4 protein-coding genes, 2 tRNA genes and 2 pseudogenes are annotated in these 3,892 nt (G+C 69.1%); 3 read left to right on the top strand and 5 right to left on the bottom strand.

The window, feature by feature from the left end; all coding sequences use genetic code 11:
* Positions 1-145 precede the first annotated feature (145 nt).
* Positions 146-496, bottom strand: coding sequence for a winged helix-turn-helix transcriptional regulator (locus tag ACIRJT_RS38795; RefSeq protein WP_403919338.1), 351 nt, complete (start codon positions 494-496; stop codon positions 146-148).
* Between the two features lie 92 nt (positions 497-588).
* Between ACIRJT_RS38795 and ACIRJT_RS38790 the strand changes: the two genes are divergently transcribed.
* On the top strand, positions 589-1,248 hold the full coding sequence (locus ACIRJT_RS38790; RefSeq protein WP_403919335.1) for an NADPH-dependent F420 reductase: 660 nt from the start codon (positions 589-591) through the stop codon (positions 1,246-1,248).
* Between the two features lie 118 nt (positions 1,249-1,366).
* Here ACIRJT_RS38790 and ACIRJT_RS38785 read toward each other — a convergent pair.
* The 3 genes and pseudogenes from ACIRJT_RS38785 to ACIRJT_RS38775 form a co-directional block, all read right to left on the bottom strand.
* A tRNA-Ala gene (locus ACIRJT_RS38785) sits at positions 1,367-1,440 on the bottom strand.
* 82 nt (positions 1,441-1,522) lie between these two features.
* Complete coding sequence (locus tag ACIRJT_RS38780; RefSeq protein ID WP_403919333.1) at positions 1,523-1,852, bottom strand: hypothetical protein; 330 nt, start codon at positions 1,850-1,852, stop codon at positions 1,523-1,525.
* A gap of 49 nt (positions 1,853-1,901) precedes the next feature.
* Positions 1,902-2,441, bottom strand: a pseudogene (locus tag ACIRJT_RS38775) (transposase); the annotation flags it as partial.
* Positions 2,442-2,708: 267 nt separating this feature from the next.
* Between ACIRJT_RS38775 and ACIRJT_RS38770 the strand changes: the two are divergent.
* Positions 2,709-3,305, top strand: coding sequence for a dihydrofolate reductase family protein (locus ACIRJT_RS38770; protein ID WP_402095732.1), 597 nt, complete (start codon positions 2,709-2,711; stop codon positions 3,303-3,305).
* Between the two features lie 207 nt (positions 3,306-3,512).
* Positions 3,513-3,586 (top strand) — tRNA-OTHER (locus ACIRJT_RS38765).
* A gap of 63 nt (positions 3,587-3,649) precedes the next feature.
* Here the strand turns inward: ACIRJT_RS38765 and ACIRJT_RS38760 are convergent.
* Positions 3,650-3,892 (bottom strand): annotated as a pseudogene (locus tag ACIRJT_RS38760) (hypothetical protein); the annotation flags it as partial.

Raw genomic sequence — 3,892 nt, 5'->3', positions numbered from 1 at the left:
CGGGAACGATCCGGTCGGGGTCCTACCGGTCCGCGCCGGGTCGCGGCAGCGCACGACCCGGTCGGAGCAGCCCCTGTCGGAGGCGCTCGACCTCACGGCGATGAGGGCGATTCACGCGGACCGGAGCGGGGGTCGCAGGCTGAACTCACCCGCCGCTTCGGTCCTGGGCGGCCATGACCTCATCGCCGTGTTCGAAGGCCCAGGCGCCGAACGCGTCGATCGGACCGAGCAGCGTCCTTCCCAGAGCGGTGAGTTCGTACTCGACACGGGGCGGAGCCTCGGCATAGGCGTGTCGTTCCACCAGACCGTTGAACTCCAGCCGCCGCAGCGTCTCGGTCAAGACCTTGGAGCTGATGCCGCCGATGCGCTCGCGGAGTTCTCCAGGGCGTCTGGGGCCGTTCCGCAGGACCCAGATCAGCACGGGGTTCCAGGTGTTGGAGAGAAGGTCGAAGGCGAGGCGGGCGCGGCAGTCGGCGAGGTAGGCGTCGGTCGTCACGTCCCGAATGGTGCCTGACCGGTTTCCTAGTGTCGCCCGGAAGTGGTGGGAACGGGCAAGTGGTGGGAACGGGCTGGGAGAGGAACGAAGCGATGAGGATCGGCGTGCTGGGAACGGGGAACATGGCTGACGCACTGGCCACGCACTGGGTGCGGGCCGGGCACGAGGTGTTCTTCGGAGGCCGGGACGAGCAGAAGGCGCGGCGGCTCGCGACCCGCATCGGGGGCGGTGCGGGCCACGGGAGCCTGCGGCAGGCGGCGGACTTCGGTGGGGTGGTCCTGGTCGCGCTGCCCTATGGCGCGGGGGCAGCGGTCGTCGACGAACTCCGGGCGGCGCTGACCGGGAAGGTCCTGCTCGACTGTGCCAATCCGGTCGGTCCCGGCTTCCGGCTGCTGACCGAAGGCGGCCCCTCGGCGGCGGACCGACTGGCGGCGGCGGCACCGGGTGCGCAGGTCGTCAAGGCGTTCAACCTCTGCCACGAGGATGTCTGGCGGATGACACCGCCGGTCTTCGACGGTCGGCCCCTCGCGGTTCCGGTCTGCGGGGACGACGGGGCGGCACTCACGCTGGTGTACGAACTGGTGCGGGACGTGGGCTGCGAGCCGGTGGCCGGGGGCGGGCTGCAACGCGCCGGGCTGCTGGAGGCGACCGCGGCACTGTTCATCGGACTGTGGGTGGGGGAGCAGGCGGACGTACGGGCGATCGCACCGCCACTGGCGTACGCGACGGGCCCGCAAGCCGAGCGTGCGTGAGGCCTACCGGACAGGATCAAGATGTTCAGGCACCAGATGTCCAGACGCCAGATGTTTCGGTCGCGCGGAGATCCAACACCTGCGGAAGCGTGCTCTGTTGGCACGAGCCAGGGTGGGATGGGGCCGGCCGGATTCGAACCGACGTCCTCCTACATGCCGTGAAGGCGCGACAGCCACTGCGCTACGAGCCCCATCCCGCCCGCGATCGTACGAGCCATCCGCATCCAGCGCTCTGAAATAAATCCCCTAGGACTGGTCGCTCGGCGCGACGACCTCACCTTGTCGTTTGACCGAAGGCGTTCGGAGAGGTCGAGGCAAGGGTCACCTGAGCGGTCCAGGCCCCGGGTTCCCGGGGCGGGTCCCAGGTCACGTCGACGTGTACTCCGTGGACGTCGTGTGCGAGTCCCATCACCATGGTCGCCGCGGCGGCCTGTGCCTCGTCCGGGGCGGTAGCGACCGGAACGTCGGCGAGGCGCCCGCAGAGCATCCCGCCTTCCACGGTGAGGACACTGTGGCGCCAGCCTTCCGGCGTCGCGAGCAGGACGATGCCCTTCGGCATGCCGAAGGGAGGTCGCCTCTTCTTCTCCCGCTTTCGTCTCACCATGAAGCCATCCAACGTCGCCGGCTTCCCGACGGTTCAGGCGGGCGGAGCTTCAGGCGCCGCGGCGGGGCTTGGTGCCGACTTTTTGGTGGGCGGGACGGCTGAACGCCGCGCCGGTGGCGAGGACCCGCCCGACACCGTGACGGGTGGCCGGTAGCCGGTTCTTCGAGCCTGGCGGCCTGCCTGGGCCGGGGCGGGACGGTTCGGTGCACCGGCTGGGGAACCGGTCTTCGCGTGCAGGTTTCTGAACCCTCTGCGGACGCGGGCCGGTGTGAGCCTGTTCGGCTCGGTCGGCTTCTCCCAGGGCCTGCGGAGGTCTATGGGCCAGCGGTCGGGCGAGCCGGAGCTGGGCATAGGCAGCGATCACGAGCCAGGTCCACCGGTCGGCCGCTTCCGAGCTGCGAAGCCGGGGCTTGGTCGAGCCAAGAGTCTGCTTGAACAGGCGGAATATGTGCTCCACGTCGAAGCGACGCAAGAACGACTGCCAGCAGCGGTCGACGTCCGCCGCTGTCGCGCCGGTGCGCGACCACCACAGCCAGACCGGCTTGTTGACCCCGTCGCTGGGCAGCTTCTGAACGACCAGGCACACGATTCATACAATGCCAGCACGGCTCGCGAGAGTGCCCGGAAGTTTCGACTGTCCCGGCAAACCCCCCTACGGGCTGACCCAACCCATGCTGTTGCCCCGGTGAATTTCCGCGACCGCTCCCCAAGTTCGCCGCCAGAAACAAAATTCGACAGCACGGTGCCCGCGCCGGGTGGACGGATGCCATGATCAGCCAGCGGCCTCGCACCTCGGCATGCCATCCGGCGGTGCCGGGCCGCAGTGCGACAGCGTGACCAACGGAAGGGACCCGGCATGCGCAGACTCGTCCACTACATCGCCACCACCCTCGATGGCTTCATCGCGGGCCCGGACGGCGGGGACCCCACCGGTCCCAACGGCTTCTGGCCCATACCGGAGGACTACATACAGCACCTCGTGGCCGAGTACCCGGAGACGCTGCCCGTCCAGGCCCGGCAGGCTTTGTCCGTCACGGCGGAGGGCACGCACTTCGACACCGTGCTGGAGGGGCGGCGCAGCTACGAGATCGGTCTTGCGGCCGGCATCACCGACGCCTACCCCCACCTGCGTCACCTGGTGTTTTCCCGGACCCTGACCGAGAGCCCGGACCCGGCTGTCGAACTGGTCGCCGACGACCCGGTGGCGACCGTGCGCGAACTCAAGCAGCAGGACGGCAAGGACATCTGGCTCCTGGGCGGCGCCGAACTCGCGGGCTCCCTGTACGCCGAGATCGACACGCTCATCCTCAAACTCGGCCCGCTGACCATCGGCGACGGGATCCCGCTGTTCTCCCGCAAGGCTGCCTTCGACCCGCGCACCTGGACACTCGCAGACCACACCGCCCTCAAGAGCGGCGCGGTGTTCCTCACGTACACGCGCGTCGGCAGCTGAACGTTCCGGACGAGCGGCGCTTGTGGAGGCCGGGCGCGGGCGCGCTCAGAGGGTCACGCAAGCGCTGCCGTGCAGGCCGTGGACGGCCCCCACCTCTCCGAACGCCTTTGATCAATCGACAAGGTGAGGTCGTAGCGCCGGGTGATCAGTCCTACGGGATGAAATTCAGAACGCCGCGTGTGGGTGGCTCGTATGATCGGGCGGGATGGGGCTCGTAGCGCAGTGGCTGTCGCGCCTTCACGACGTGTGGGAGGACGCCGGTTCGAATCCGGCCGGCCCCGCCCCATCCTGAAGTCTGCCAACAGGACTGTTATTGCGCGGAGTTGTCCTCCTGCGCGACAGAACTACTGGCGCCTCAGCATCCTGATCCTGTCCGGTGCGCACGCACGCTCGGCTCTTGGGCCTGTCGCGTACGCCAGGGGCGGTGCGATCGCTCGTACGTCAGCCTGCTCCGCCACCCACAGTCCGACGAACAGTGCCGCGGTCGCCTCCAGAAGCCCGACGCGCTCCAGGCCGCCCCCGGCCACCGGGTCGTGCGCTGCCGCGACCCGGTGAGGGCCGGTAAACCCCCGACCGGATCGTTCGTC

It is taken from the genome of Streptomyces sp. NPDC102283, assembly GCF_044766265.1.
GTDB lineage: Bacteria > Actinomycetota > Actinomycetes > Streptomycetales > Streptomycetaceae > Streptomyces.
The sequence above is the reverse complement of the archived record's forward strand: the minus strand, read 5'-3'. Positions and strand labels throughout refer to the sequence as shown.